Below are 26,246 nucleotides of genomic sequence, written 5' to 3' on the forward strand. Positions count from 1 at the left end.
AAGGAAAGCCATGGCAAATATTCTCATCGCAGTGACAGGTTCCATTGCCTCCTATAAAGCAGCTGATCTAGTCAGTTCCTTGAAAAAACAAGGCCATCAGGTTACTGTCTTAATGACTGAGGCAGCGAGAGAGTTTATCCAACCGTTGACACTACAGGTACTCTCACAGAATCCAGTTCACCTTGATGTCATGAAGGAACCCTATCCTGATCAAGTCAATCATATCGAACTAGGCAAAAGGACTGACCTTTTTATTGTAGCCCCAGCTACTGCTAATACCATAGCAAAGTTAGCCCATGGATTTGCGGACAACATGGTGACAAGTACAGCACTTGCCCTGCCAGACCACGTCAAAAAGTTAGTCGCGCCAGCCATGAATACAAAGATGTATGACCATCCGGCAACCCAGGCTAATCTAAAAACATTAGAGACCTATGGTTATCAGATCATCTCTCCAAAAGAATCTCTACTAGCCTGTGGCGATCACGGCAAAGGCGCCCTAGCTGACCTGAATACTATATTAGAAAGAATAAAGGAAACCCTCGATGAACAAACGCTCTAACATTGCCCCAATTGCTATCTTTTTTGCAGTTATGCTCGTTATCCACTTTTTGAGCTCTCTCCTATTTAATCTTTTCCCATTTCCAATTAAACCAACTATCGTTCATATTCCAGTAATCATTGCTAGTATCATTTACGGCCCACGAGTTGGTGTTACACTTGGTTTCTTGATGGGACTGCTAAGCTTAACGGTAAACACGATTACCATCCTTCCAACCAGCTACCTCTTCTCACCATTCGTACCGAACGGAAACATTTACTCTGCGATTATCGCTATTGTCCCTCGCATTTTGATCGGTCTGACACCTTACTTGGTCTATAAACTGATGAAAAATAAAACTGGGCTAATCCTAGCTGGTGCCCTTGGTTCCCTTACCAACACCGTCTTTGTCCTTGGGGGGATCTTCTTCCTTTTTGGAAATGTCTTCGACGGCAATATCCAAAAACTCCTAGCAACCGTCATTTCTACAAACTCAATTGCCGAGCTTGTCATTTCTGCCGTTCTAACAGTAGCAATTGTCCCACGTTTACAAACCTTGAAGAAATAAAAAATCAACTCCACTTTCATCCTGAAGGTGGAGTTTAGCATTTAAAACATAAGAAACATCAATAGAATATGAAAGCCAAAGCGCAGGAGCTGATACGAAAGAGGGGTAGGTTGCTGGCTTTTCTGGCTATCCAAGTATAGGGTTAGTGATAGAAAAACCAAACCAAATGCAATCACCAATCTGACGAAATAAGCAATTTCGAGTATTGCTGCCATCAAAAGAAAACCTAATAAAGGAAGGCTAAAGAGTGAAACAGCCAGACTGCTTGCTAATAGAGAGAGTAGAGACAGGACCAATAAACTATAAACTAGGAAACGAGTCCAACCTGAGACTACTTTCCCTTCACTTTTCTGTTTTGACATCATCACGATTACCACGATTAGGTAAACAAAAAGTATCATCACAATTTCTCCTCGGGTCCTATTATTCTTTACCACATTTTAACCAAATTTTCCTGAAAAATCAATAATGCTTCTTGACTTGATTAGTGATTTATTGTACTATACTTGTGTATATACAGATAAATGGAGGTTCTTATGGATATACGGAAAAAAACGCAGTTTATGACCATGACTGCCCTACTCACTGCAATAGCGATTTTGATTCCAATCATTATGCCTTTTAAAATCGTTATCCCACCGGCTTCTTACACCTTGGGAAGTCATATCCCCATCTTTATCGCCATGTTTCTTTCGCCTTTGATGGCTGCTTTTGTGATTATTGCTTCTAGTCTTGGTTTTCTGATGGCAGGCTATCCGCCTGTTATTGTACTCCGTGCCTTCTCTCACATCGTTTTTGGTACTTTGGGGGCTTTGTACTTAAAGAAATTCCCTGAAACCTTGGATAAACCAAAGGCATCTTGGATTTTTAACTTTGTTTTGGGTGTTGTTCATGCTATCGCTGAAGTAATAGCTTGTATCATCTTTTATGCTACTTCAGGGACAAATGTTGAAAATATGTTTTATGTTCTCTTTGTCCTAGTTGGTTTTGGCACAATCGTCCATAGTATGGTAGACTATACATTAGCACTAGCTGTCTATAAAGTGCTTCGAAAACGTCGCTAAAAGGAAAAACTATGACAAAGGATCGCAAACAAGCTCTTCTCAAACTATTAAAAGAAGCGCCAAAAGCTCTCAATGGTCAAACCTTGGCTGAACACTTTCATGTTACGCGTCAGGTCATTGTACAGGACATCGCTATTCTCCGAGCAGATGGGGCTCCTATCCTATCCACCAATCGTGGTTATATTTACAAAGAAAATGATGCCAGCCCCTACGTTCACAAACTCTTTAAAGTGAAACATGAACTGGAAGAAATCGGTCAGGAACTACTAGCCATTGTAGACAATGGCGGACGCGTTCAAAATATCTTAATCGATCATCCCGTTTATGGCGAAATTGAAACCCTACTCAAACTCACTTGCCGCCGAGATGTCCAGCACTTTCTGGAACAAGTCGAGAATTCAGACTTTAGACCCCTTTCTGAATTGACAGACGGCATCCATTACCACCTTGTTGAAGCCGAGACACAACAAGACCTCCACTATATCGAGGAGGCCTTGGATCAGTTAGGTTATTTGGTAAAAGACTAGAAAATTTCTTTCTCCCAGCCGTCCTCTGTGCGGTGGCGATAGAAGAACTCAGACTTGTCAGGTGCTTCCATCATTTCCATCAAAGGCAATATATCATAGGCCAGATCCAAATTTGGAATCTGGTCTTTTTGCACCCAAGATACTTCTCCTTCTTCTGAGGATTGGAGACTTCCAGTAAACTCTGTCGCCTTATAACAAACAACGATGTAGCGCCCACCTGTATCTAAGGGCCAGTTTTTAATGCCGACCAGTTGGGGATTCTGAATGGTTAGACCAGTTTCTTCATAAATCTCACGAATGACAGACTCGGCAAAGGACTCGCCATTCTCAACATGACCTCCTGGAAAGGCATAGCCAGACCAGCGATTGTTTTCAGGAGAGCGGTATTGCATGACTACTCGCTGGGTTTCGAGGTCTTCAATCAGACAGATATTGGTTAAAATGGTTGCTTGGGCACGGGACATAGATTTGCTCGCTTTCTAAGTTATTAAAATGTATCTTCGTTGTATTTTACTTCTGACTTCATGATAAAGGGATTGATCAATTCATGATGTTCATAAGTAGTACGGGCCAAAAAACCTCTAGCAATGATGATTTCCTTATCTTCTATGCGATAGTCTATATTGATAGGGATGGCTGGATCCGAGATAACTGATAAAACAAAGAATGCTGCAAACCAAAGGTAAAATGTCACCAATCCACTAAATATTTGAAAAATAAGGTGATACCATTGAAAATCTCTTGTTCTATAAAAAATTCTCCAGGGATGGATTAGGAAGGTCAAACAAAGAATGAAAAACCAACTATTCCACAAAATTGGCGTAAAAGATAGGCCAAAAACCAACAACACCAAATGAAGAACCACAAAGGTCAGCAAAGCCAAATAAAGTGTCTTAAACGAAATTAACTTAGTTAGATTTTCTTTTGTCATAATTTTTCCTCTTTTTATCATTATATTTCAAAATCACCATCAATATCGCTGGAATGATGAAAAAGATTAGATAGGTAGCAATTGGAAGCCAGATGTAGCGATAATCAACAGATAATAAGGAAGGAATTTTTTTAACATTTCTCCCTTTCACCCCAACAAGTAAGTGGAGGAGAAAAATAGGTCCATTTATGTATAGAAAAGCTTTTAAAAATCCTTGTACTGAAGCCTTATTGATAAAACCATCTCTAAAAATACCTTGATAGAGTGTGTGCACCAAAAAGACAAAATTCATAATAATTGGCAAGACATAGGACATTTCTTGATACGGTTTCGGGATAAGTGACGTCCCGAACAACACATACATGATACCAAAAATAGATAATAATATTATACCACCATCCATAAAAGAAGCAATCTTTGAATGTCTTTCCAGCCACAATTGGACGTGAGCTACCAAAGAATACTTTTTATGGATTTTTCTCATTTGTCTGTTCTGTTGTTTGATCTTCTTTTGTCTCTTAGTCTTTCGTTCCATTTACGCCTCCTTCTTCTCTTTTCTATCCGTATAATCAAAAGCAGAATTCCCAGCCCCAAGAAAAAGAAAAAGAGATAACTTACAATAGGAACCCAGACATAGGCTGGATCCATAGAAATTATAGGAGGGAAATTCGTTGACTTACGACGTCCTAGCCAATTCAGACCTACCAAGAGATGAAAGGGAAAAAGAAGACCATTGAACCCAATAAAACCCCATGAAAAGTAACGCCATTTCTGAAGTTTATCACTACTAAAACGAAAGACAAGGAAATAGGTTGATAAGATCAGAAGGATAAGATTGAAGCTTAAGGGGGAAAGATAGTTTATGTTCGGTAATAGATAACTAATGTAAGAGGCGGCAAGAAATGATACAAACATAGATCCAAATAATACACTCGTATCCAAAAGTTGACCAATCCTTCTGTGCCTTTCCATCCAAAGAAAAATCCTCTTAGTCCAAGAAGGCTTTTCTTTTGTCTTGTACTTCATTTGCCTACTCATCTTCATTTTCATCTACTCCTTTTTTTGAGCCTTTAGAGAGAAAGAAGATTGCCAAAGTTAACATCAAGACTAGAAGGTAGATGACAATAGGAAACCAGATATAGGATGACTCCAGTGAAAACAAAGGTGACAGAACGACTCTTCCTCTTTTTCTCACACCAATCAGTTGAAAAATGAAGCTAAGGATATTGATATAAATAAAGGGTTCACAAAATCTTTTAAGGGTCCTTTCTTTTTTAGTTTTCACTGACAAAAAGAGAGCATAGAACCTATTACCCAAGATAAAAAGATTCAATTGCAAGGGAAATAAAAGCTCTCTGTACCGAAAATCAGCTGGAAGGCTTTTGTTCTGTGATGTTGTAAATTCTATAACTAGGAACAAGATGATATAAAAGATAATATCAAGCATAAATTTGACAAATCGATGCCCTTGTAACCAAAAACGAACAGAATCTAAGCTCGATGACTTCTTATAATTCTTCTCTTTCAATTTCATAATAACTTCCCTCTATTTAAAATATAATCTAAAACATGATTGTTGATTCATTGCGTAATCTGAAAACAAAATCGCAATTCTATCAGTATTTAACTCTCAGATTTTGAGGATTTCTTACGTACCATTCTAATTTCAGTGATAGGTTTTCCAAGGTCAAGTATTTTTTCTTGCCCATCAAAAGTAAAACCCATTTTTTGATAGAAAGCAATGGCTCGCTTATTCTCATTTAATACCCATAAAAATATTTCAGAGAACTGTTCAAGAGTAGACAGAGCTTCCTTCATTAACTTCTGAGCAATACCTTTTCCATAATAGTCTTTTAAAACATATAAGGCAATAATTTCACCAGCTTGAAGAGTCTCATCACGATAGTTTCCATAACTGATAAAACCAACTACCTTCATGCCATCCATCGCAATCAATGTATTTTCTGGATATATTTGACTAAAGAATCGACATCTTTCTAATGTCATCGTCTCCTGAAATTTCGCAGGTAAAAGGTCATCATAAGCCTCTCTCCACGTTTGCCAATGAACGAAGGATTTACCTTCTATCTCTTCAGGAGTTTCCATTTGTTTGATAGTTAGGTTCATTTATTTTTCTCCTTCACTACCCCAACGCCTTCACTTCCAGCATCATATCACGAATCTGAGCTGCAAGTTCAAAGTCAAGTACTTCGACGGCTTCTTGCATTTGTTTTTCGAGTTTTTTGACGAGTTCTTTGCGCTCTTGTTTGTTGAGGCTATTGATATCGACTTCCTTGTCCTCTTCCTTAGCAACTGCCTTGGTTACGGCGATTAGATCACGGATTTCTTTCTTAATGGTTTGAGGTACGATACCATGCTCTTCATTATAAGCCATCTGTATTTTCCGACGGCGGGCCGTTTCATCGATGGCACGTTGCATAGATTGAGTCATCGTGTCCGCATACATGATGACATGGCCTTCGCTATTACGGGCAGCACGGCCAATAGTCTGGATGAGGCCACGTTCGTTACGAAGGAAACCTTCCTTGTCAGCATCTAGAATAGCAACCAAGCTTACTTCAGGTACGTCAATCCCTTCACGGAGCAAATTGATTCCGACCAAGACATCAAAGACACCCAAACGTAGGTCACGGATAATCTCCGTTCGTTCCAAGGTCTTAATATCTGAGTGCATGTACTTGACCTTGATGCCCATTTCTTTGAAGTAGTCGGTCAAGTCTTCTGCCATCTTCTTGGTCAAGGTTGTGATAAAAGTTCGTTCGTTCTTTTCAACACGGGCATTGATTTCACCTAGGAGGTCATCAATCTGTCCCATAGTTGGACGCACTTCTACCTCAGGGTCCAAGAGACCTGTCGGTCGAATGATTTGCTCAATCACTGTCTCCGTCTGTTCATTTTCATAGTCACCTGGTGTCGCTGAAACATATACAATCTGATGAACGTGACTCTCAAACTCCTCACGACGGAGAGGGCGATTGTCCAAGGCAGACGGCAAACGGAAACCATAATTGACCAACATTTCCTTACGTGAACGGTCTCCATTGTACATGCCCTTAATCTGCCCCATGGTCATGTGACTTTCATCAATCATGATTAAGAAATCATCTGGGAAGAAATCAAGAAGCGTATAAGGAGGCTCTCCTTCACTACGACCATCCATGTGGCGTGAGTAGTTTTCAACACCGTTGGTATAGCCCATCTCACGTAACATCTCAATATCATACTCTGTTCGCTGTTTCAAACGCTGGGCCTCTAGCAGTTTGCCTTCCTTCTCAAAGACAGCTAACTGCTCTTCTAATTCTGCTTGAATCTTGGCAATAGCAACCTCCATGTGGTCGTCATTGGTCACAAAGTGAGTGGCAGGGAAAATCGCCAAATGATCTACTTCTCCCAATACCTGACCTGTCAAAGCCTCAACCTCACGGATACGGTCAATCTCATCCCCGAAAAACTCTACTCGAAAAGCGTGTTCATCACAGGAAGCTGGGAAAATCTCCACCACATCCCCGCGAACGCGAAATCTTCCCCGTTGGAAATCAACATCATTGCGTTCAAACTGAATATCAACCAAGTCATTCAAGAGTTTATCACGAGAAATCTCAAGACCTGGACGGAGACTAACGACGCTATCAGAATATTCCTTGGGCGAACCCAAACCATAGATACAAGAGACTGAAGCCACTACGATGACATCGTTACGCTCCAGAAGAGCTGAAGTCGCTGAGTGTCGAAGCTTGTCAATCTCATCATTGACCGAGCTATCCTTCTCAATATAGGTATCGCTCGAAGGGACATAGGCCTCTGGTTGATAATAATCATAGTAGGATACGAAGTACTCAACAGCATTTTCAGGGAAAAATTCCTTAAACTCCCCATAGAGCTGACCAGCTAGGGTTTTATTGTGGGCAATGACCAAAGTTGGTTTGTTGACTTTGGAAATGACCTGACTCATGGTATAGGTCTTCCCTGTACCCGTCGCCCCCATCAAAATCTGAGCCTTCTCTCCACCCTCGATATTGTCAACCAACTGCTCAATCGCTTGGGGTTGATCTCCTGAAGGTTGGTATTTTGATACTAGTTTAAATTTATTATCTGTAATTCGATTTATCATGATTGCCTCATCTGCATTTTTCTATCCTTTTATTTTACCATAAATTTGCTTTTCAGACTCTACTCTAGGTTGATAAGAGCGAGTATTTCATGTTATATTTCCTTACATAAAATCCATAAAATTTGCCTTTTCATTCATTTTCTGATATAATGGGAAAATATTCGGAAAAGGAGACTAAAAATGAAGAAAAAAATACTAGCATGTTTGCTCATTTTATTTCCCATTTTCTCACTAGGTATGGCAAAAGCTGATACTGTTAAGATTGTGTCTGATACAGCTTACGCACCTTTTGAGTTTAAAGATTCAGATCAAACCTATAAAGGGATTGATGTTGATATCATCAATAAAGTCGCAGAAATCAAAGGATGGAACATCCAAATGTCTTATCCTGGCTTTGATGCAGCTGTAAATGCAGTGCAGTCAGGTCAAGCAGATGCCATTATGGCAGGTATGACAAAAACAAAAGAACGTGAAAATGTCTTTACCATGTCTGATACTTATTATGATACAAAAGTTGTCATTGCTACCACAAAGGCAAATAAAATCACCAAATATGAGGATCTTAGCGGCAAAACAGTTGGAGTTAAGAACGGAACTGCCGCTCAACGTTTCCTCGAAAGTATCAAAGATAAATACGGTTTCTCTATTAAAACCTTTGATACTGGTGATTTGATGAATAACAGTCTAAGTGCTGGTGCTGTAAATGCCATCATGGATGATAAACCTGTTATTGAGTATGCGATTAATCAAGGACAAGATCTCAGCATCAATATGGATGGTGAGGCTGTTGGAAGCTTTGCTTTTGGTGTCAAGAAAGGGAGCAAGTATGAACACTTGGTTACCGAGTTTAACGAAGCCCTAGCACAAATGAAGAAGGATGGTAGCTTGGAGCAAATCATCCAAAAATGGACAGCTTCTACTACTACGGCAACCCCAACGACAACTACTGCTGCTGGACAAAAAGCTACTCCAGTGAAAAGCAAGTACATTATTGCCAGCGACTCATCTTTCGCCCCATTCGTCTTTCAAAATTCAAGCAATCAATACACTGGTATTGATATGGACCTCATCAAGGCTATTGCCAAAGACCAAGGTTTTGAAATTGAGATTACCAACCCAGGATTTGACGCAGCCATCAGTGCTGTTCAAGCAGGACAAGCAGATGGTATCATTGCTGGTATGTCTGTAACGGATGCTCGTAAGGAAACCTTCGACTTCTCAGAATCCTACTACACAGCAAATACGATTCTTGGTGTGAAAGAATCAAGCACGATCGCTTCTTATGAAGACCTCAAGGATAAAACTGTCGGTGTTAAAAACGGAACTGCTTCTCAAACGTTCCTTACTGAAAATCAAAGCAAATACGGTTATAAGATTAAAACCTTTGCAGATGGCGCATCAATGTATGACAGTCTGAATACTGGATCTATCGATGCCGTGATGGATGATGAGCCAGTTCTCAAATATTCTATCAGCCAAGGTCAAAAATTGAAAACACCAATCGCTGGAACTCCAATCGGTGAAACTGCCTTTGCGGTTAAAAAAGGAACAAATCCTGAATTGATCCAGATGTTCAATAACGGACTTGCGAACCTCAAAGCTAACGGAGAATTCCAAAAGATTCTTGACAAGTATCTAGCTAGCGAAACTTCAACTGACTCTACAAGTACGGTTGACGAAACTACTATCTGGGGCTTGCTTCAAAACAACTACAAACAACTTCTTAGTGGACTTGGAATCACTCTTGCTCTAGCTCTTATCTCATTTGCAATTGCCATTGTCATCGGGATTATCTTTGGTATGTTTAGCGTTAGTCCATACAAATCTCTTCGTCTAATCTCTGAGATTTTCGTTGATGTTATTCGCGGTATCCCATTGATGATTCTTGCAGCCTTCATTTTCTGGGGAATTCCAAACTTCATCGAGTCCATTACAGGCCAACAAAGTCCAATTAATGACTTTGTAGCTGGTACTATTGCCCTCTCACTCAATGCTGCTGCTTATATCGCTGAAATTGTTCGTGGTGGGATTCAAGCTGTTCCAGTTGGGCAAATGGAGGCCAGCCGCAGTCTTGGTATCTCTTATGGAAAAACCATGCGTAAGATTATCTTGCCACAAGCGACTAAATTGATGTTGCCAAACTTTGTCAACCAATTCGTTATCGCTCTCAAAGATACAACCATCGTGTCTGCTATCGGTCTGGTGGAACTTTTCCAAACTGGTAAGATCATCATCGCCCGTAACTACCAAAGTTTCAAGATGTATGCAATCCTTGCTATCTTCTATCTTGTAATTATCACGCTTTTGACTAGACTAGCGAAACGCTTAGAAAAGAGGATTCGATAATGGCAAAACTAAAAATTGATGTAAATGATTTGCATAAGTATTATGGAAAAAACGAAGTTTTAAAAGGAATTACAACTAAATTCTATGAAGGAGATGTTGTCTGCATCATCGGTCCTTCTGGTTCTGGTAAATCCACTTTCCTCCGTAGCCTTAACCTTCTCGAGGAGGTAACGAGTGGCCACATCACAGTGAATGGTTATGATTTGACTGAAAAATCAACCAATGTCGACCATGTTCGCGAAAACGTGGGAATGGTCTTCCAACACTTCAACCTCTTCCCACACATGTCCGTCCTAGAAAATATCACTTTTGCACCTATTGAACACAAACGGATGACCAAAGAAGAAGCTGAAAAATTGGGGATGGAGTTGCTTGAAAAGGTTGGCCTTGCAGACAAAGCGAATGCCAATCCAGATAGCCTTTCAGGTGGTCAGAAACAGCGTGTAGCCATCGCACGTGGACTTGCTATGAACCCTGATATCATGCTCTTTGATGAGCCAACTTCCGCTCTTGACCCTGAAATGGTTGGAGATGTACTGAATGTTATGAAGGAATTGGCGGAACAAGGCATGACCATGATTATCGTAACCCATGAGATGGGATTTGCTCGTCAGGTGGCTAACCGTGTTATCTTTACGGCTGATGGTGAATTCCTAGAAGATGGAACTCCAGATCAAATCTTTGACAACCCGCAACACCCTCGTCTAAAAGAGTTCTTGGACAAGGTCTTAAATGTATAAAACAAAACTGTAAGGTTCTCCTTACAGTTTTTTAATTGCGTATTGGATTTTTTGTTTTTTTTGAAAATTATGATAAAATAAAAACTATGATAATGAGGAAATCTCATCCCTAGTCCAACTAGGAAAAAATATAGAAATTAGGTAGCTAGATGTCATCAAAGGTTATTGTTACAATTTTCGGTGCGAGTGGAGATTTAGCTAAACGCAAACTCTACCCTTCCCTTTTCAGACTCTATAAATCAGGCAATCTCTCTGAGCATTTTGCTGTTATTGGAACAGCTCGTAGACCTTGGAGTAAGGAATATTTTGAATCTGTAGTTGTTGAGTCCATCCTTGATTTGGCAGATAGTACCGAGCAAGCCCAAGAATTTGCTAGCCACTTCTACTATCAAAGCCATGATGTGAACGATACGGAACATTACATTGCTTTGCGCCAATTACAAGCTGAGCTTAACGAAAAATACCAAGCTGAACACAATAAGCTCTTCTTCTTGTCTATGGCACCTCAGTTCTTCGGAACTATTGCCAAGCACCTCAAATCTGAAAACATTGTCGATGGCAAAGGTTTTGAGCGCTTGATCGTTGAGAAACCATTTGGTACAGACTACGAAACAGCTAGCAAACTCAATGAAGATCTCCTTGCGGCCTTTGATGAGGAGCAAATCTACCGTATCGACCATTACCTAGGTAAAGAGATGATTCAGAGTATCTTTGCTGTTCGTTTTGCCAACATGATTTTTGAGAATGTTTGGAATCGCGAACACATCGATAATGTTCAGATTACCTTTGCAGAGCGCTTGGGTGTAGAAGAACGTGGTGGCTACTATGATCAATCTGGTGCCCTTCGTGATATGGTGCAAAACCATACACTCCAACTCCTCTCTCTTCTAGCCATGGACAAACCAGCTAGCTTTACAAAGGATGAGATTCGTGCTGAAAAGATAAAAGTCTTTAAAAACCTCTATCATCCAACTGAGGAAGAACTGAAAGAACAGTTTATCCGTGGTCAATATCGCTCTGGTAAAATCGATGGTATGAAATACATTTCCTATCGAAGCGAGCCAAATGTCGATCCTGAATCTACAACAGAAACCTTTGCGTCTGGTGCCTTCTTTGTAGACAGCGATCGCTTCCGTGGCGTTCCTTTCTTCTTCCGTACTGGTAAACGCCTGACAGAAAAAGGCACTCATGTCAATATCGTCTTTAAGCAAATGGACTCTATCTTTGGAGAACCATTAGCACCAAATATCTTGACCATCTATATCCAACCAACAGAAGGCTTCTCACTCAGCCTAAATAGGAAACAAGTCGGTGAAGAATTTAACCTAGCACCAAGCTCTCTGGATTACCGTACAGATGCTACTGCTACTGGAGCCTCACCAGACCCATACGAGAAATTAATCTACGATGTCTTGAATAACAACTCTACCAACTTTAGCCACTGGGATGAGGTAAGTGCTTCGTGGAAATTGATTGACCGTATCGAAAAGCTCTGGGCTGAAAACGGAGCTCCACTCTACGATTATAAATCTGGGAGCATGGGGCCACAAGCTAGCTTTGACTTACTTGAAAAGTATGGAGCTAAATGGACCTGGCAACCAGATATCGCCTATCGTGAAGAGGGCCGTTTAGAATAGCAAAAATATCCTGCAAGATGACTTGCAGGATATTTATTTTGTATTAAATCAATCCTTCTAAGAGACCCTTCATAAAGTTTTCTGAGTTAAATTCCCCGATATCATCGATTTTTTCACCGAAACCAATCAATTTTACAGGGATATTGAGTTCTTCGCGGATAGCCAGAACGACACCACCTCGAGCAGTTCCATCAATCTTAGTCAATACAATACCTGTAACAGGTGTAATTTTCGAAAATTCTTTAGCTTGCACCAAGGCGTTTTGTCCAGTTGAAGCATCAAGTGCTAGGAAGGTTTCATGAGGGGCTTCTGGCACGACACGTTTGATGATGCGACCAATTTTTTCCAACTCAGCCATAAGGTTGTCCTTGTTTTGCAGTCGACCTGCGGTATCAATCATGAGAATATCCATTCCTTCCGCTACTGCACGCTCCATCCCATCAAAGACAACGCTGGCTGGATCGGCTTTCTCAGGACCAGTTACAACAGGAACATCTACACGACGACCCCATTCTGCTAACTGAGCAACCGCACCAGCACGGAAAGTATCCGCTGCAACCAGCATGACTTTCTTGCCAGCTTGTTTGTAACGATGAGCTAATTTCCCAATAGAAGTTGTCTTCCCAACACCATTGACTCCGACAAAGAGCATGACTGTCAAACCATCTTGGAAATGGATTTGTTCATCGTAGTTGCCATCCTTCTCATAGAGCTCGACCAATTTCTCGATAATGACACGACGGAGCGCGTCAGGCTTCTTAGCATTTTCGAGTTTAGCTTCATAGCGTAGTTCTTCTGTTAAGTTTGAAGCGACTTGCACACCGACGTCGCTCATGATGAGCAGTTCTTCCAATTCTTCGAAGAATTCTTCATCGACAGAACGGAAGTTGGCAAAGAAGGCATTCAAACGAGCACCGAATCCTGTACGGGTTTTCTTGAGACTGCGGTCATATTTTTCCTGCACGGTTTCTTCAACCTGAGGAAGTTCTTCTTCTACTACTTCTGACGCTAGTTCTTCTTCAGTTTCTTGGTTCTCTTCTTCTAGAAATTTTTCCGACTCTTGGAATTGTTCCAATTCATCAGATTCTAGCCCAAGCTCTTCCTGAGCAGTTTCCTCGACTGCTTCTGGTTCAATCACTTCTTCTGTTGAGACTTGAGGAAGTTCTTCTTGAGCAGGTGTTTTTTCCACTTTGTCTCTTGCTGTCTCTTCCTGAGCAGTTTCTTCGACTGCCGTTTGGTTTTCTTCAACCTCTTCTGACAAATCAAGATTTTCCAGAGCTTCTTTAACAATATCTTCGATTTTCGGCTCTTCTTTTTTCCCGAATAGACGGTCAAATAATCCCATATTCTAATTCTCCTTTAGCACGTATTCTTCGATAGCCCAGGCAACGGCTTCCTCGTCGTTGGTCATGGGGGTAATCACATTGGCAACTTCTTTAACTGCAGGAACTGCATTTTGCATGGCAACTCCCAGACCTGCCCACTCAATCATGGAAAGGTCATTGGCCTCGTCCCCACAAGCCATGACTTGACTTTGGTCGATTCCCAAGTGTTTAATTAATTTCGCTAAACCTGTTGCCTTGTGGACATTTTTCGGCGACCATTCCAATAAGAGTTCACGCGATTTGAAGATTTCATATTGGTCAAACAAGTCTGGAGAAATCTGTTGAATCGCTGCATCCAAAGGTTCTTGGGCAAAGGCAGTCACACATTTATTATATGTCATCTGACTAGATAGATCCTCAAAAGCGACAGGTACGAAAGTCAAGGCTGGGTTGAACTTAGCATAGAGACTTTCTTGGTCAGACTGGATTTGATAGACGGTTCCTTCTGAAATAGCATCTAACGGTAATCCGAGTTTTTCAGTTTCCTCGTACAAGCGTGCCACATCGTCGATTGAAAAGACGGTTTTATCGAGAATCTCTCCAGTATTTTTCTGTACCAGACCACCATTAAAGGTGATGGTGTACTCATCCTCCTGACCGTCAGTCCCTAGCTCATGGAGAAAGAAATCCATAGCCTTCAAAGGTCGACCTGTTGTCAGCACTACCTTAATGCCACGGTCACGCGCAGCTTTGAGAACCGCCTTGGTACGATCTGTCAGCTTTTTATCCGTTGTCAGCAAAGTACCGTCCAAATCCAGTGCAATCAATTTAATATCTGCCATTATAAGCCCTCCATATAAGTCATCACTGATTGGTTCTTATGGTGGCCAATCACTGTCTCTGCTAATTCTAAAATCTCTGGTCGCGCATTTTCAGGAGCGATGGGGTGCCCCACTACCTGCATCATGTGAAGGTCATTGAGATTATCGCCAAAAGCCATAACCTGATCCATGGTCAGACCAAGTTTTTTTGCCAGCTCAACAATAGCTACACCCTTATCAACATAGTCCAAGACAATATCAATGGATTCAAAACCAGTTGTCATGGCTTTCACACCAGGAACATTTTCGTTGACCCAGGCCTCACCAACTTCTATCGTTTCTTCTGTGAAGTTGGTGGTGAATTTAAAAATCTCATCCGTGATATCTTCTAAACTCGCTACTTTTTGAATGTTTTCATTGTAGTGACGACTAAACATCAGATAGATCTCATCCACTGTATCCAATACATAACAAGCTTTTTTCCCAGTCAAGAGCATTTTTCTTTCATCAAAATAGGGCGATTTCTTTAAAGCTTCAAAAGTGCTCAAGTAAAAATCCCGAGACATAGTAGCCTCATACATATCCTCACCATGAAACTCAACATAGCTCCCATTTTCAGCTATAAAAATCACTTCATCACGCACATCCGCAAACAACTTTTTCAGGGACAAGATACCGCGACCTGAAGCCACAGCAAAATAAATCCCCTTTTCCTTGTAGGAAACAAGTACGTTTTTGAGGCGTTTCATATCAAACCGACCCTCTCCATCTAGAAAGGTTCCATCCATATCGGTTGCTACAAGTTTAATCATAAAATCCTTCATTCTCCAATTGATAAATCTATCTTCTATTATACCATAGATAAGTTTAAAAAGGTCCAGTACAGTAGGATAGCACTACTTTTTCGGAGAAACTTCAAAGGGCCTAAAAATTAGAATCGTAGAACTTTTTTCAGATAGTTTAAAAAGTTTGTATTCCCCTACTCTTTTCTCTATAATGGAGAGAAAGGAGATGACTATGACTGAAATAAAACATGAAATTGATGCAAACTTTGCAGGCCGACTCAATATCCTACGCGCGGGTGTTCTTGGTGCCAATGATGGGATTATTTCCATCGCTGGAGTCGTTATCGGTGTTGCCAGTGCGACAAGCAATATCTGGATTATCTTTTTATCAGGTTTGGCTGCTATCCTCGCTGGTGCTTTTTCTATGGCAGGTGGCGAATATGTCTCTGTATCCACTCAGAAAGACACGGAAGAAGCCGCTGTTGCCAGAGAACAGTTGCTCTTGGATAAGGACATCGAATCTGCTAAACAATCCCTCTATGCTGCTTATCTTCAAAACGGTGAGTGTGAAACGTCCGCCCAACTCTTGACCAACAAGGCCTTTTTGAAAAATCCACTCAAAGCCTTGGTCGAAGAAAAGTATGGAATCGAGTACGAAGAGTTTACCAACCCTTGGCATGCTGCTACCTCTAGCTTTATCGCCTTTGTACTGGGAAGTCTTCCTCCTATGCTTTCGATCACCGTCTTTCCAAGTGACTATCGCATTCCTGCTACTGTTTTTATCGTGGCACTTTCCCTTCTCGTCACTGGCTATACCAGTGCTAAATTAGGAAAAGCTCCTACGAAAACTGCTATGATCCGTAACCTCTGTATCGGACTCCTGACCATGGGAGTAACCTTCCTCTTAGGACAACTCTTTAGTATCTAAGATAAAAGAAATACCTCGATAAATATCGAGGTATCTTTTTTACATTTGCACAATCTTGCGATAGCTTCTTGAGGTAATCATAAAGATTAAAACATAGACAATGAGGAAGATAGCACAGATGGACAAAGTGACTGTCAACATCATGGTCGCATCAAGCACCCCAATGACTTTTAGGATGAGACTAAGCATATGATAGGCAAAGGCAAGATGTAGAAAAGCAAAGAGCAATGGGAGGAAGAAAACAGTTAGGACCTGTTTGTTGATAGTTTGCTTGATTTGCTTTTGATCGAGACCGACTTTTTGTAAAATGATAAAGCGTTCACGGTCTTCATATCCTTCAGAGATTTGTTTGTAGTAGATGACGAGAACCGTTCCCACCATAAAGATGATAGAGAGGAAGATACCGATGAAGAAGACTCCACCAAGGAGAGCACTCATCTGCGCACTGCTATCAGCCAGATTGCTTCCGTAAACATAGCTTCCTTCTTTGTTTAATTCTCTATTAAAGTTGTTGACGAATTTTGAATAGTCATCTGCAATTTTAAGCTGCTCGTCCTCACTAGCCGTTACATTCATACCACCATAGTATTGATTAAAGATGGAAGAGTTAGGATGCTGTTCTAGAAAGGCTTGTAAGTCAGGAACAACCAAATAGTTATAGTCCGAAGTTAGAATATTGTACTGATTTGGGACATGTTCAAGAATAAAATCTTTTTTGATTTCTTCTTTGATCGTGTAGGTCTGGTCATTCAGAGTCAATTCTTTCTGCCCTTGAAGTTGCTTGTTTTGAGCAAACAATCCAACTTCCTTACCTGAAAGTGCAAGTTTCTGTCCTGTCATATTCTCATAGTCTTTTTGGTCAAAGACCATAAAAATAGTTTTCGGTTGAACACGATTTTGACCTTTCTCAAAAATTGTCAATTTCGTACCTTCTTGATTTGCCACACCAAAGTTACTGTATGTAAGGACTTCTTTCTTTGTGACAGTCAATCCTTTATCACTAGCATACTGGTTCAAGAGTTTTTCGATGTCTTCTTTTTCAACATTCTGTCCTGTAATCCCAAAATCATGTGGATTCATGACCTTCTTGAAGTTTTCTGATGCTTTAAAGATACTTGTTGCAGCAGACATTGTCACCAAGACCATGGTTGAGAGAATTGCAATCGTCGCAAGACCAACCGCATTTTTCTTCATACGGAAAATGAGATTGGATACGGAAATCATGTTGTTGGGCTGGTAATAGTAAGTCTTGTTTTTCTTTAAGATTTGTAAGAAAACTGTAATCCCTGCATTGAAGAGAAGATAAGTCCCCAAAATTACCAACAAGACTGCTACGAAGAAAATCAGAACAGCAGAAAGTGGGTTTTCGACTGTTACTGCTAGATAGTAACCAGCTCCCAAACTAATCAGACCTAGGATGGTTTGGACACCTAAGAAACGTCCTTTTTTCTCACCACTGGCTTTTTCACGAGAGAGCTGAAGGGCATTCATGCGTGCGATGCGAAAGGCATTGATAAAAATTAGACCTAGGAAGATAGCTCCAAAGACGATGAGAACTAGGATAAAGACAATTGGTTGGAAAGTCGAAACGAGCTCTACTTTCATTTTCATCAACTTCAGAAGAAGGGCAAAGATTAGCTTATCAAAGAGAGCTCCTAGACCGAGACCAGCTGTCAAGGTTAAGGAACCAAAAATAAGAAGCTCCTTAAAAACCATACTGATCAAATGGCGCTTTTCGAGACCCAGCATACCATATACACCCAGCTCCTTGGAGCGGTTCTTCATGACAAAACTATTTGCATAAAGGACAATAATTCCAGAAGCGATGGTAACAACTACCATACCGAGAGCCAGGGTCATAGAGATAGTTTCTCCCCCTCGAATCTTGCCTATGTTAGGATTAAGTGACAATGAGTAAAAAAGATAGGTGATGGTCACTGCTAAGAGAACAGCAAGGGCAAAGGGATAGTAGAGTTTACGGTTTTTGATTAAGTTTGATACCGCTAACTTATTGGTTAATCGGAACATACTAATTCACCTCGCTTGCCATAACAGTCAAAGTATCAGAGATTTCTTGGAACATCTGACGCTCTGTCTTGTCTCCACGGTAGATTTGGTTGTAAAGAATGCCGTCTTTGATAAAGAGAACGCGCTTGGCCCTGCTGGCTGCCGCCGTTGAGTGGGTTACCATGAGAATGGTTTGACCGCGTTCATTGATTTCATCAAATACATCGAGTAAGGCTGCAGATGACTTGGAGTCAAGGGCTCCTGTTGGCTCATCCGCAAGGAGAATTTCAGGTTCAGTGATGATGGCGCGTGCTACTGCTACCCGCTGTTTTTGACCACCTGAGATCTCGTAAGGGTACTTCTCTTGCAATTGGTTGATGCCCAAATTTTCAGCTGTCACTACCAACTTCTTCATCATCTCCGTGATAGGTTTTCGTGATAACACTAACGGAAGCAAGATATTGTCCTTAACAGACAGGGTATCTAGCAAGTTAAAGTCTTGGAAGACAAATCCCAACTTTTCCCGACGGAAACTCGAAGCCTGTGAATTTTTAATAGTGGCTGTGTCTGTTCCGTTTAGGTAAACCTGGCCTCGAGTTGGTTTATCCAGCATAGCTAGGATGTTGAGCAGGGTTGACTTTCCTGAACCAGACTCACCCATGATGGCAACGTAGTCACCCTTTTCTACGGTAAAGTGAATATCTTTGAGTGCTTCGACTTGGTTTCCTTGGAAACGTGTTTTGTAGATTTTTTGAACGTGTTTTACATCTAAAAGTGTCATGATTTTCTCCTTCTTAATATCCCATCATTTGAAACTGTGCTTGCATCATAGCGCATCCCAGTTGAACACGCTCGATATCTTTTTGACTTGGTTTTCTTGTTTTCTTTTGTAAAATTCTTTTCATGGTTTTGCTCCTTTATTCTTTATGAGTCTAGTTTATCGCAAAAAAAGATGGCTTGCCATAACCTAACCTTACAAAAGAGACTTTAATCTTACATTTTTGTAAGATTGAAGAATATCAAGCAATTTCGCTATCAATATTTTACCATAAAAGAAAGGCAAGAAGAAAACCCTTGCGGATGCAAGGGTTAGGATTCACTACTTTTTCTAATTTCTTCAAGAAACAAGGAAATCATCTATAAACTATTTCCAAATCCGACTCACCAAAACCGTCCATCATTGTCATAAATGGCCTCAGCATCCTTACGTTTGCGTGGTCCTGTTCCGTACATTTCTGCTTCAATCTCTTCCTTAGTTGGCAGAATAGAGGCGAGGATGATGTAGATAATCACACCAATCCCAAAATTTGATATGGTAAAAATGGCAAAGAGAAAGCGGACTAGAGTTACATCAAAATTCCACTTGTCTGATAAACCAGCTAAAACTCCCGATACCATACTATTTCGTTTCATTTTATAAAATTTTGTATTCATGATTTGTTCCTCTTTCGGTATTCTTACAAGTAGTATATCATGAAACGGGGGCACAAACATCAGTCCTTAGGCCGATTTAGGATGACGAGTTTACCACGGCAGACGCCACAGCGATAGCACTTGGTATCAATCTTCCTCTTTCGTTGATAGCGTTGCTGGCAGGATTGACACTGATAAACTAGGAAATTACTTTGGGCTCTCAAAGGGGGAACAAAGCGTAGTCCATCCACTTCTTTCAAAAGTTCCTTAAAATCTCGGTCCTTATGCCGATACCCCTTTTTCTGAAAATAAAGGTGATAGTGACAGAGTTCATGGCGCACGATTTTCCGAAAAACCTCCAAACCAAGTTCATTATAGACCTTGGGATTAACCCATCTTTAGGGAAAAATCGCCCACCTGTCGTTCGCAGACGAGAATTCCATTGGGCTTGGTGTGTAAAAGGTCTACCAAAGTCTTCGAGGGAAACGGACTGAACGTACTCAGTCAGTTTCATCTGGAGCTAGGAGCGACAGATTAACTTTTTCACGTTCAGTATCGATTTTCTTAACCCAAACCGTTACCAAATCTCCAACAGACACCACTTGACTAGGATGTTTGATAAATTTGCGACTCATGTGGGAAATATGGATCAAACCATCCTCGTGAATCCCGATATCAACGAAGGCACCGAAGTCAACGACATTACGCACCACACCTTCTAGCTTCTGGCCGACTTTTAAGTCTTTGATATCCAGTACATCTTGACGGAGTACAGGTGCATCAAAAGAATCACGGAAATCTCGACCTGGTTTGAGAAGGTCGGCAATAATATCTTTAAGGGTTTCTGGGCCAAGATCTAGTTCTTGCGCCATCTCCTTAACTGAAAGGGACTTAAGCTTATTTTGTGCTTCTTCATTCAACTCCTTGATATCCAAGCGTTTGAAAAGCTCCTTAACCGCAGCATAGTTCTCTGGATGAACTCCTGTATTATCAAGGATATTGCTACTTTCAGGAATACGGAGGAAACCTGCAGCTTGCTCAAAGGCTTTGGCACCTAGACGAGGAACCTTCTTGATTTGAGAACGTGAAGTGATTTTTCCTTCTTCCTCACGGTATTTGACGATATTTTCAGAAATGGTTTTATTGAGTCCAGCTACGTGGGAAAGAAGAGCTGGGCTGGCTGTATTGACATTGACACCGACTTGGTTAACCACCGTATCTACGACAAAGTCCAGACTCTCAGACAGTTTCTTCTGACTGACATCGTGCTGGTATTGACCGACACCGATTGACTTGGGATCAATTTTGACCAATTCAGCAAGGGGATCTTGCAAACGTCGAGCGATCGAGATAGCAGAGCGTTTTTCAACGGTCAAGTCTGGAAACTCCTGACGAGCTAGTTCACTAGCAGAATAGACAGAAGCGCCACTTTCATTGACGATAACATAGCTGACTTCTGGAAAATCTTTCAGAACTTCCGCCACAAAGGCTTCACTTTCACGACTGGCCGTTCCATTTCCGATGGCAATAATTTCCACGCCATACTGACCGATCAAGTCGGCTAAGTCTCGCTTGGCTTCTTCGATTTGACGATCGGAGGCTGGTTTTACTGGATAAATGACTTGAGTCGTCAGCATTTTCCCTGTTGCATCAACGACAGCTAGCTTGGCACCTGTACGAAAGGCTGGGTCAAATCCTAGAACCACGCGCCCTTTCAGCGGAGCAACCAAGAGGAGATTGCGCAGATTGTCAGAAAAGAGTTGGATAGCCCCTTCTTCCGCTTTCTCAGTCAACTCTGTCCGAATGCGTCGCTCAATAGCAGGCAATACCTTTTTCTTAACTGACTGTTGGACAACTTCATCTATATAGGCATTTTTGACTTTAAAACGAGCACCAAAGAAAGATAAGATACGGTCCGTCGCATGTTCAAAGCCAACCTTCAAAATACCTAATTTTTCCCCACGGTTGAGAGCCAAGGTACGATAGCCCTGCATGTTGCCAACTGTCTCTGAAAAATCATAATAAATCTGAAAAACTTGTTTTTCATCGAGATTTTCACCCTTGACTTGCGAAGTGATTTTAGAGTGTCTCAACACTTCCTGATAGGTCATAGCACGTAGATTGACATCTTCGGATAAGGCTTCGACCAAGATATCAACCGCACCAGCCAAGGCTTCTTGACCAGTCGCAAATCCTTCACAGACAAACTTCTCAGCTTCTTTCTCCAAGTCAGCTACATCCTGCAAAATCAAGCGAGCAAGAGGAAAGAGTCCAGCTTCACGGGCAATGGTAGCCTTGGTCCGACGTTTTTCCTTATAAGGAAGATAGAGTTCTTCTACATCTGCTAATTTCTCAGCTGCAAGGATAGCTTCTTCCAATTCCTTTGTTAGCTTACCTTGTTCTTGAATCTTAGCTAAGACAGCTTCTTTACGATCGTTGAGATTTGTCAGACTTTTATCCAGATCAATAATGGCCTTAATCGCTACCTCATCCAGACTACCAGTCATGTCCTTGCGATAACGGGCGATAAAGGGAATTGTCGCTCCTTCAGCGGTCAAACTTAGAACGGTATCGATTTGCTTTAAGGTTACACCCAAATCTTGGGAGATTTTTTCATATTTTTTATCCATATACCTATTATACCATAAGGAACAGCCCTTGTTTCGCCCTACCCTTTTTTACCTCTTTGATTATCAAAATAATCCCTTTTCAAGAAAATAATAGTATAATAGAGGTAGAATGTAGAAAAGAGGTAGGCCCATGGCTGTTAAATTTACAAAAACGGATGACTTGGACAAGATGTTTGAAGAATTCGCAAAACTTCCTGACTTAACACAAGTCACTTTTCCAGATGACAAAGATAAAAAAGAAAAAGTTGAGAAGAAAAAATAGATGACGATTTTCCAATCTCTTCCTCCTAGTGTATTACAAGCGGGAGCTATTTTTCTCTCCATCATGATTGAAGCCCTTCCTTTTGTCTTGATTGGGAGTCTCATTTCGGGATTGATTGAGGTCTATATCACACCTGATAAAGTTTATGAGTTTCTCCCTCGCAATCGTTGGGGGAGGATCTTTTTTGGTACCTTCATTGGCTTTCTCTTTCCTTCTTGCGAATGTGGTATCGTTCCGATTATCAATCGTTTTCTGGAAAAGAAAGTGCCCAGCTACACAGCGGTTCCTTTTCTGGTGACTGCTCCCATCATCAATCCTATCGTTCTTTTCGCCACATATTCTGCCTTTGGCAATTCAATAAAACTTGCCTTCTTGCGAGCTCTGGGAGCTATTGTGATTGCTTTGATTCTGGGGATTTTCCTAGGATTTTTCTGGAAGGAACCCATTCAAAAAGAGAATCCTATCGCTTGCCATGAACATGACTTTTCACACTTGGGTCCCGCTAGAAAGGTCTTTCAGTTCTTTATACAGGCTATTGACGAGTTTTTCGATATGGGGCGTTACTTGATATTTGGCTGTCTCTTTGCTGCTATCGTGCAGGTCTATGTCCCGACTCGGATCTTGACCTCTATCAGTGCTAGTCCAGTCCTTGCGATTCTCTTGCTCATGTTTCTTGCCTTTCTCCTTTCACTTTGTAGCGAGGCAGACGCCTTTATCGGTGCTTCTCTCCTCTCGAGCTTTGGACTCGCTCCTGTCCTTGCCTTTCTAGTCATCGGCCCCATGCTTGATATCAAAAATCTCCTCATGATGAAACACTATCTCAAACCCCACTTCATCTGGCAATTCATGGGCATTGTGACAGTGTTTGTCTTGCTTTATTCTTACATGATAGGGGTGATGCTATGATTCGATTTATCATTTTACTGGGCTATTTTGTCCTAACTCTGTATCTACAGCTATCTGGCAAGCTCAGCCACTACATCAACCTCCACTATTCCTATCTAGTCTATATCTCAATGGTCCTTTCTCTTCTGTTGGCTCTGGTCCAATTCTACATTTGGATTAAGAAAATCAACTCTCGCAGCCATATGGAAAGTCGTCAAGCTAGACAAATCAGCATCCTGTTACTGTCACTACCTCTCTTGATTGGAATTGCCTTTCCGACAGTAAGTTTAGATTCGAGAACCGTATCTGCCAAAGGCTATCATTTCCCACTCTCTGAGGGAATCGACACAGCTATTCAGGCAAGCGAAGGTACATCTAGTCAATACCTCAAACCCGATACTAGTACCTATTTTTCCAAGTCTGCTTATGAAAAGGAAATGAGGACAACAGCTGACAAATACCTCTCACAGCCAACCATTCAGGTTACAGATGAAAACTATATGGAGGTCATGGAAGTTCTCTATGACTATCCACAAGAGTTTGAAGGAAAGCAAATCGAGTTTACAGGCTTTGTCTATAACGATCCTAGCCATGATGATAGCCAATTCCTCTTTCGCTTTGGGATTATCCACTGTATCGCAGACTCTGGTGTATATGGACTCCTAACTAAGGGAAACTCACGCCAGTATCCTGACAATACCTGGATCACCGCTAGAGGAACCCTGACTCTCCACTACCATAAAGAACTCAAACAAAAACTCCCAACACTGGAAGTTGAGAGTTTCACAAAAGTAGACAAACCAGAAAATCCTTATGTCTATCGTGTGTTTTAATAAAAAGAGGCAATATCAGAGTTTCTGCATTACAGAATTCTAATATTGTCTCTTCATTTTTTTCTTATGCTCATTTTAATCCAGCATACTATCTTACTTTTTGACCTTTTCTCTGATAGAATGTTCAGAAACCCATTTAGAGTAGCTTATCATTTTTTCATCAGTTAAAGTTTCTACCGCTATAGTCACGCACATATCAACAGCTTCTTCCTCACAATCATATTTAACGCTGAAGGACTAACTGTTTGAATTTGCCCATTTGGAGAATACCGTTGAATTGCTAAAGCATTGATTTTTTCAATTTGCTTTTCTGTTAAATAGACTGTCATTTTTCCACCAAAGCTTTGAAAACATCATCGTATTCATCAAAAATTGTATCCAATTTCAAGTCAAAGGCATCATCAGAGACATAAGAGACCTGATGGTCCAATTCTTCAGGAGTAAAGATAATTTCGCCACTTGGTAGCAATTTCGCTTCGTATTTAACACCACTTGGAATATTGAATTCGCTTGGAATCGTAATGGTGATTGAATTTCCTTGTTTTCTTGTTTTTACGACCATCTGATTTCCTCCTTTGAAGTATTATGATAAATAACTACGGTAATTACAATGATAGTGTAAAACTGCTATCTCATCCCAAATCTTAACCGAAATACCCCTGCATAAGTGATTTTTTAGGATTTGAATTTCCTTCAGTCCACAGCATTTCCCACAGATGATCGATTTTATTTTTTAATTCGCCTGTAATCATACTAGTCTCTTTTCTTTGGTTTTAAAGTTATGAATATCACTATTTTAACAGATTTTCAATCAAGCTTCAATTAAGTTTCTCTCTATTAAGATTTCTTTTAAAAATAAAAAAGCGAACATAAAATATGGTTCACTTTTTTAACTCTTTTGCTCCTCATCCTTCCAGTTCCGAGCAATTTCTTCGTCTTTCTGGAGTTGGTCTACGAGCTCGTCGATGGAGTCAAATTTAACCATATCGCGGACACGGTCTAGCCAGTAGACCATGACTGTCTCACCATAAATATCATCTGAAAAATCAAAAATATTGACTTCAAAACGCGGCTCTTCTCCATCGAAAGTAACATTTTTCCCAACACTTGCCATGCCACGATATCTCTGACGTTGTACTTCTACATCGACTACGTAAACACCGTCTGCTGGCATATAAGTTCGATCTCTTAGGACCAGATTGGCTGTTGGATAACCGATAGTACGCCCACGAGCATTTCCATGAACGACCATTCCACGGGTTGGGAGCGGTGTGCCGAGTAGATGGTTGACTTCCTTGACATCTCCATCAAGAATAGCTTGGCGAATCCGTGTGGAGCTGATCTTTCCCTTTTCGTCCTCGACCGGAGGAACAATGATAATCTCTCCATCAAAATAGTCCTTCAGGTCATCCGCAGTTTTCTTATCTGAGCCAAAGGTGTAATCAAATCCTGCTACGATAATGGCTGGTTTTAAAGCTCTAACATAGGTATCAAAGAATTCTTGACCCGTTAAACTAGCAAATTTGCTACTAAAGTCCAGTAAGAAAAGAGCCTCTACTCCGTGCCACTTCATCTTGTGCTCCCGTTCCTCATGATTGACGATGTGAAGCATGAGCTCAGGTTGATAAGGTTGTAAGGCAAGTTTTGGCGACTCTGTAAAGGTCATCACGACAACTGGCAGATAGTCCTTCATCGAAGCCTTGCTGGCCACTTCAAAAAGTTTCTGATGCCCCTTGTGGATGCCATCAAAATAACCTAGTACAAGGACTGTTTTTCCCGGTACTGCAATATCTTTTTCGTTCTTAATAGGTACTGTTGTAATCATGAAACTATTATATCATAGAGCAAGTCTTTTCGCTAAGAGGAAATCC

General features: G+C 40.9%; 27 protein-coding genes and 2 pseudogenes. 11 read left to right on the forward strand and 18 right to left on the reverse strand.

The annotated features are described in order from the left end of the window. The first annotated feature begins 10 nt into the window (after window positions 1–10). Together coaC and HMPREF3057_RS08530 are read left to right on the forward strand one after the other, a co-directional pair. A complete protein-coding gene (coaC, locus tag HMPREF3057_RS08525; RefSeq protein ID WP_070697235.1) occupies window positions 11–562 on the forward strand; it encodes a phosphopantothenoylcysteine decarboxylase in 552 nt (183 codons plus the stop codon). After that, entirely contained in the window at window positions 546–1,109 is a 564-nt protein-coding gene (locus HMPREF3057_RS08530) for an ECF transporter S component (protein WP_001042720.1), read from the forward strand. The genes coaC and HMPREF3057_RS08530 overlap by 17 nt, the downstream gene beginning before the upstream one ends. A 41-nt stretch (window positions 1,110–1,150) precedes the next feature. Here HMPREF3057_RS08530 and HMPREF3057_RS08535 read toward each other — a convergent pair whose 3' ends face one another. Beyond that, a complete protein-coding gene (locus tag HMPREF3057_RS08535; RefSeq protein ID WP_049479339.1) occupies window positions 1,151–1,510 on the reverse strand; it encodes a hypothetical protein in 360 nt (119 codons plus the stop codon). Window positions 1,511–1,645: 135 nt separating this feature from the next. On the opposite strand from HMPREF3057_RS08535, the gene HMPREF3057_RS08540 reads away from it, so the two are divergent. After that, a complete protein-coding gene (locus HMPREF3057_RS08540) occupies window positions 1,646–2,173 on the forward strand; it encodes an ECF transporter S component (protein ID WP_000354644.1) in 528 nt (175 codons plus the stop codon). Between the two features lie 11 nt (window positions 2,174–2,184). After that, window positions 2,185–2,700, forward strand: coding sequence for a transcription repressor NadR (locus HMPREF3057_RS08545; protein ID WP_000159158.1), 516 nt, complete (start codon window positions 2,185–2,187; stop codon window positions 2,698–2,700). Here the strand turns inward: HMPREF3057_RS08545 and HMPREF3057_RS08550 are convergent. The 6 genes from HMPREF3057_RS08550 to uvrB form a co-directional block, all read right to left on the reverse strand. Further along, complete coding sequence (locus HMPREF3057_RS08550; RefSeq protein ID WP_000085296.1) at window positions 2,697–3,164, reverse strand: 8-oxo-dGTP diphosphatase; 468 nt, start codon at window positions 3,162–3,164, stop codon at window positions 2,697–2,699. The genes HMPREF3057_RS08545 and HMPREF3057_RS08550 overlap by 4 nt on opposite strands. A gap of 23 nt (window positions 3,165–3,187) precedes the next feature. Continuing rightward, window positions 3,188–3,631, reverse strand: coding sequence for a hypothetical protein (locus HMPREF3057_RS08555; protein ID WP_070697236.1), 444 nt, complete (start codon window positions 3,629–3,631; stop codon window positions 3,188–3,190). Beyond that, window positions 3,609–4,166 carry a hypothetical protein gene (locus HMPREF3057_RS08560; RefSeq protein ID WP_000440207.1) on the reverse strand — a complete coding sequence of 186 codons (558 nt, stop codon included), beginning with the start codon at window positions 4,164–4,166 and terminating at the stop codon, window positions 3,609–3,611. The genes HMPREF3057_RS08555 and HMPREF3057_RS08560 overlap by 23 nt, the downstream gene beginning before the upstream one ends. 495 nt (window positions 4,167–4,661) lie before the next feature. After that, a complete protein-coding gene (locus HMPREF3057_RS08570; protein WP_000768099.1) occupies window positions 4,662–5,165 on the reverse strand; it encodes a hypothetical protein in 504 nt (167 codons plus the stop codon). Between the two features lie 89 nt (window positions 5,166–5,254). After that, a complete protein-coding gene (locus tag HMPREF3057_RS08575) occupies window positions 5,255–5,758 on the reverse strand; it encodes a GNAT family N-acetyltransferase (protein WP_001054583.1) in 504 nt (167 codons plus the stop codon). 16 nt (window positions 5,759–5,774) lie between these two features. Further along, a complete protein-coding gene (uvrB, locus tag HMPREF3057_RS08580; RefSeq protein WP_070697237.1) occupies window positions 5,775–7,763 on the reverse strand; it encodes an excinuclease ABC subunit UvrB in 1,989 nt (662 codons plus the stop codon). 180 nt (window positions 7,764–7,943) lie between these two features. Here uvrB and HMPREF3057_RS08585 point away from each other — a divergent pair, with 180 nt between their 5' ends. The 3 genes from HMPREF3057_RS08585 (at window position 7,944) to zwf (ending at window position 12,486) form a co-directional block, all read left to right on the forward strand. Beyond that, entirely contained in the window at window positions 7,944–10,109 is a 2,166-nt protein-coding gene (locus HMPREF3057_RS08585) for an ABC transporter substrate-binding protein/permease (protein WP_049479342.1), read from the forward strand. Continuing rightward, on the forward strand, window positions 10,109–10,849 hold the full coding sequence (locus HMPREF3057_RS08590; protein WP_001096337.1) for an amino acid ABC transporter ATP-binding protein: 741 nt from the start codon (window positions 10,109–10,111) through the stop codon (window positions 10,847–10,849). The genes HMPREF3057_RS08585 and HMPREF3057_RS08590 overlap by 1 nt, the downstream gene beginning before the upstream one ends. 149 nt (window positions 10,850–10,998) lie before the next feature. After that, window positions 10,999–12,486, forward strand: coding sequence for a glucose-6-phosphate dehydrogenase (gene zwf, locus HMPREF3057_RS08595; protein WP_070697239.1), 1,488 nt, complete (start codon window positions 10,999–11,001; stop codon window positions 12,484–12,486). A 43-nt stretch (window positions 12,487–12,529) separates the two neighbouring features. Here zwf and ftsY read toward each other — a convergent pair whose 3' ends face one another. From ftsY to HMPREF3057_RS08610, 3 genes are read right to left on the reverse strand one after another with little or no spacing between them, the layout of a single operon-like run. Further along, window positions 12,530–13,831, reverse strand: a complete 1,302-nt coding sequence (ftsY, locus tag HMPREF3057_RS08600) for a signal recognition particle-docking protein FtsY (RefSeq protein WP_070697242.1) — start codon at window positions 13,829–13,831, stop codon at window positions 12,530–12,532. 3 nt (window positions 13,832–13,834) lie between these two features. Beyond that, window positions 13,835–14,653 (reverse strand): Cof-type HAD-IIB family hydrolase, encoded by an 819-nt coding sequence (locus HMPREF3057_RS08605; protein WP_070697244.1) that lies wholly within the window; start codon window positions 14,651–14,653, stop codon window positions 13,835–13,837. After that, a complete protein-coding gene (locus HMPREF3057_RS08610; RefSeq protein WP_070697411.1) occupies window positions 14,653–15,444 on the reverse strand; it encodes a Cof-type HAD-IIB family hydrolase in 792 nt (263 codons plus the stop codon). Before HMPREF3057_RS08610 ends, HMPREF3057_RS08605 begins: the two co-directional genes overlap by 1 nt. A 205-nt stretch (window positions 15,445–15,649) precedes the next feature. Between HMPREF3057_RS08610 and HMPREF3057_RS08615 the strand changes: the two genes are divergently transcribed. Next, complete coding sequence (locus HMPREF3057_RS08615) at window positions 15,650–16,345, forward strand: VIT1/CCC1 transporter family protein (RefSeq protein WP_000136041.1); 696 nt, start codon at window positions 15,650–15,652, stop codon at window positions 16,343–16,345. Between the two features lie 39 nt (window positions 16,346–16,384). On the opposite strand, the gene HMPREF3057_RS08620 is transcribed toward HMPREF3057_RS08615, so the two are convergent. The 5 genes and pseudogenes from HMPREF3057_RS08620 to HMPREF3057_RS08640 all read right to left on the reverse strand — a co-directional run bounded on the left by HMPREF3057_RS08620 (window position 16,385) and on the right by HMPREF3057_RS08640 (window position 22,395). Further along, window positions 16,385–18,373 carry an FtsX-like permease family protein gene (locus tag HMPREF3057_RS08620; RefSeq protein WP_070697246.1) on the reverse strand — a complete coding sequence of 663 codons (1,989 nt, stop codon included), beginning with the start codon at window positions 18,371–18,373 and terminating at the stop codon, window positions 16,385–16,387. Between the two features lies 1 nt (window position 18,374). Continuing rightward, window positions 18,375–19,133, reverse strand: coding sequence for an ABC transporter ATP-binding protein (locus HMPREF3057_RS08625; RefSeq protein ID WP_000173369.1), 759 nt, complete (start codon window positions 19,131–19,133; stop codon window positions 18,375–18,377). Window positions 19,134–19,513: 380 nt separating this feature from the next. Beyond that, window positions 19,514–19,786, reverse strand: coding sequence for a PspC domain-containing protein (locus HMPREF3057_RS08630; protein WP_001092787.1), 273 nt, complete (start codon window positions 19,784–19,786; stop codon window positions 19,514–19,516). Window positions 19,787–19,845: 59 nt separating this feature from the next. Next, window positions 19,846–20,279: pseudogene (locus tag HMPREF3057_RS08635) on the reverse strand (SprT family protein). Then, the gene (locus HMPREF3057_RS08640; RefSeq protein ID WP_000359115.1) at window positions 20,266–22,395 is read right to left on the reverse strand and encodes a Tex family protein; all 2,130 of its coding nucleotides are present in this window, start codon (window positions 22,393–22,395) and stop codon (window positions 20,266–20,268) included. The pseudogene HMPREF3057_RS08635 and the gene HMPREF3057_RS08640 overlap by 14 nt, the downstream one beginning before the upstream one ends. A gap of 130 nt (window positions 22,396–22,525) precedes the next feature. Here HMPREF3057_RS08640 and HMPREF3057_RS10515 point away from each other — a divergent pair, with 130 nt between their 5' ends. From HMPREF3057_RS10515 to HMPREF3057_RS08655, 3 genes are read left to right on the forward strand one after another with little or no spacing between them, the layout of a single operon-like run. Continuing rightward, the gene (locus HMPREF3057_RS10515; RefSeq protein WP_000268696.1) at window positions 22,526–22,657 is read left to right on the forward strand and encodes an SPJ_0845 family protein; all 132 of its coding nucleotides are present in this window, start codon (window positions 22,526–22,528) and stop codon (window positions 22,655–22,657) included. Continuing rightward, the gene (locus HMPREF3057_RS08650) at window positions 22,658–23,563 is read left to right on the forward strand and encodes a permease (RefSeq protein ID WP_070697247.1); all 906 of its coding nucleotides are present in this window, start codon (window positions 22,658–22,660) and stop codon (window positions 23,561–23,563) included. It begins immediately after the preceding gene. Next, on the forward strand, window positions 23,560–24,375 hold the full coding sequence (locus HMPREF3057_RS08655) for a TIGR03943 family putative permease subunit (RefSeq protein ID WP_070697251.1): 816 nt from the start codon (window positions 23,560–23,562) through the stop codon (window positions 24,373–24,375). Before HMPREF3057_RS08650 ends, HMPREF3057_RS08655 begins: the two co-directional genes overlap by 4 nt. Window positions 24,376–24,468: 93 nt before the next feature. Here the strand turns inward: HMPREF3057_RS08655 and HMPREF3057_RS08660 are convergent. From HMPREF3057_RS08660 to HMPREF3057_RS08670, 3 genes and pseudogenes are all read right to left on the reverse strand, one after another. After that, window positions 24,469–24,704: pseudogene (locus HMPREF3057_RS08660) on the reverse strand (hypothetical protein). Beyond that, window positions 24,701–24,937 (reverse strand): AbrB family transcriptional regulator, encoded by a 237-nt coding sequence (locus HMPREF3057_RS08665; protein WP_000260599.1) that lies wholly within the window; start codon window positions 24,935–24,937, stop codon window positions 24,701–24,703. The pseudogene HMPREF3057_RS08660 and the gene HMPREF3057_RS08665 overlap by 4 nt, the downstream one beginning before the upstream one ends. A gap of 327 nt (window positions 24,938–25,264) precedes the next feature. Further along, complete coding sequence (locus HMPREF3057_RS08670) at window positions 25,265–26,200, reverse strand: bifunctional riboflavin kinase/FAD synthetase (protein WP_070697253.1); 936 nt, start codon at window positions 26,198–26,200, stop codon at window positions 25,265–25,267. Window positions 26,201–26,246: the final 46 nt, after the last annotated feature.

Source organism: Streptococcus sp. HMSC072D05, from assembly GCF_001815805.1.
Lineage (GTDB): Bacteria > Bacillota > Bacilli > Lactobacillales > Streptococcaceae > Streptococcus.

What these genes read in the sequence shown, in the direction of transcription:
- HMPREF3057_RS08625 (WP_000173369.1), bottom strand. Translation starts at nt 19,133, where the DNA reads ATGACACTTTTAGATGTAAAACACGTTCAAAAAATCTACAAAACACGT.
- HMPREF3057_RS08670 (WP_070697253.1), bottom strand. Translation starts at nt 26,200, where the DNA reads ATGATTACAACAGTACCTATTAAGAACGAAAAAGATATTGCAGTACCG.
- HMPREF3057_RS08650 (WP_070697247.1), top strand. Translation starts at nt 22,658, where the DNA reads ATGACGATTTTCCAATCTCTTCCTCCTAGTGTATTACAAGCGGGAGCT.
- HMPREF3057_RS08640 (WP_000359115.1), bottom strand. Translation starts at nt 22,395, where the DNA reads ATGGATAAAAAATATGAAAAAATCTCCCAAGATTTGGGTGTAACCTTA.
- HMPREF3057_RS08570 (WP_000768099.1), bottom strand. Translation starts at nt 5,165, where the DNA reads ATGAAATTGAAAGAGAAGAATTATAAGAAGTCATCGAGCTTAGATTCT.
- HMPREF3057_RS08665 (WP_000260599.1), bottom strand. Translation starts at nt 24,937, where the DNA reads ATGGTCGTAAAAACAAGAAAACAAGGAAATTCAATCACCATTACGATT.
- HMPREF3057_RS10515 (WP_000268696.1), top strand. Translation starts at nt 22,526, where the DNA reads ATGGCTGTTAAATTTACAAAAACGGATGACTTGGACAAGATGTTTGAA.
- coaC (WP_070697235.1), top strand. Translation starts at nt 11, where the DNA reads ATGGCAAATATTCTCATCGCAGTGACAGGTTCCATTGCCTCCTATAAA.
- HMPREF3057_RS08585 (WP_049479342.1), top strand. Translation starts at nt 7,944, where the DNA reads ATGAAGAAAAAAATACTAGCATGTTTGCTCATTTTATTTCCCATTTTC.
- HMPREF3057_RS08620 (WP_070697246.1), bottom strand. Translation starts at nt 18,373, where the DNA reads ATGTTCCGATTAACCAATAAGTTAGCGGTATCAAACTTAATCAAAAAC.
- HMPREF3057_RS08615 (WP_000136041.1), top strand. Translation starts at nt 15,650, where the DNA reads ATGACTGAAATAAAACATGAAATTGATGCAAACTTTGCAGGCCGACTC.
- HMPREF3057_RS08590 (WP_001096337.1), top strand. Translation starts at nt 10,109, where the DNA reads ATGGCAAAACTAAAAATTGATGTAAATGATTTGCATAAGTATTATGGA.
- HMPREF3057_RS08605 (WP_070697244.1), bottom strand. Translation starts at nt 14,653, where the DNA reads ATGGCAGATATTAAATTGATTGCACTGGATTTGGACGGTACTTTGCTG.
- HMPREF3057_RS08630 (WP_001092787.1), bottom strand. Translation starts at nt 19,786, where the DNA reads ATGAATACAAAATTTTATAAAATGAAACGAAATAGTATGGTATCGGGA.
- HMPREF3057_RS08535 (WP_049479339.1), bottom strand. Translation starts at nt 1,510, where the DNA reads ATGATACTTTTTGTTTACCTAATCGTGGTAATCGTGATGATGTCAAAA.
- zwf (WP_070697239.1), top strand. Translation starts at nt 10,999, where the DNA reads ATGTCATCAAAGGTTATTGTTACAATTTTCGGTGCGAGTGGAGATTTA.
- HMPREF3057_RS08575 (WP_001054583.1), bottom strand. Translation starts at nt 5,758, where the DNA reads ATGAACCTAACTATCAAACAAATGGAAACTCCTGAAGAGATAGAAGGT.
- HMPREF3057_RS08530 (WP_001042720.1), top strand. Translation starts at nt 546, where the DNA reads ATGAACAAACGCTCTAACATTGCCCCAATTGCTATCTTTTTTGCAGTT.
- HMPREF3057_RS08655 (WP_070697251.1), top strand. Translation starts at nt 23,560, where the DNA reads ATGATTCGATTTATCATTTTACTGGGCTATTTTGTCCTAACTCTGTAT.
- HMPREF3057_RS08540 (WP_000354644.1), top strand. Translation starts at nt 1,646, where the DNA reads ATGGATATACGGAAAAAAACGCAGTTTATGACCATGACTGCCCTACTC.
- HMPREF3057_RS08610 (WP_070697411.1), bottom strand. Translation starts at nt 15,444, where the DNA reads ATGATTAAACTTGTAGCAACCGATATGGATGGAACCTTTCTAGATGGA.
- HMPREF3057_RS08545 (WP_000159158.1), top strand. Translation starts at nt 2,185, where the DNA reads ATGACAAAGGATCGCAAACAAGCTCTTCTCAAACTATTAAAAGAAGCG.
- uvrB (WP_070697237.1), bottom strand. Translation starts at nt 7,763, where the DNA reads ATGATAAATCGAATTACAGATAATAAATTTAAACTAGTATCAAAATAC.
- ftsY (WP_070697242.1), bottom strand. Translation starts at nt 13,831, where the DNA reads ATGGGATTATTTGACCGTCTATTCGGGAAAAAAGAAGAGCCGAAAATC.
- HMPREF3057_RS08550 (WP_000085296.1), bottom strand. Translation starts at nt 3,164, where the DNA reads ATGTCCCGTGCCCAAGCAACCATTTTAACCAATATCTGTCTGATTGAA.
- HMPREF3057_RS08560 (WP_000440207.1), bottom strand. Translation starts at nt 4,166, where the DNA reads ATGGAACGAAAGACTAAGAGACAAAAGAAGATCAAACAACAGAACAGA.
- HMPREF3057_RS08555 (WP_070697236.1), bottom strand. Translation starts at nt 3,631, where the DNA reads ATGACAAAAGAAAATCTAACTAAGTTAATTTCGTTTAAGACACTTTAT.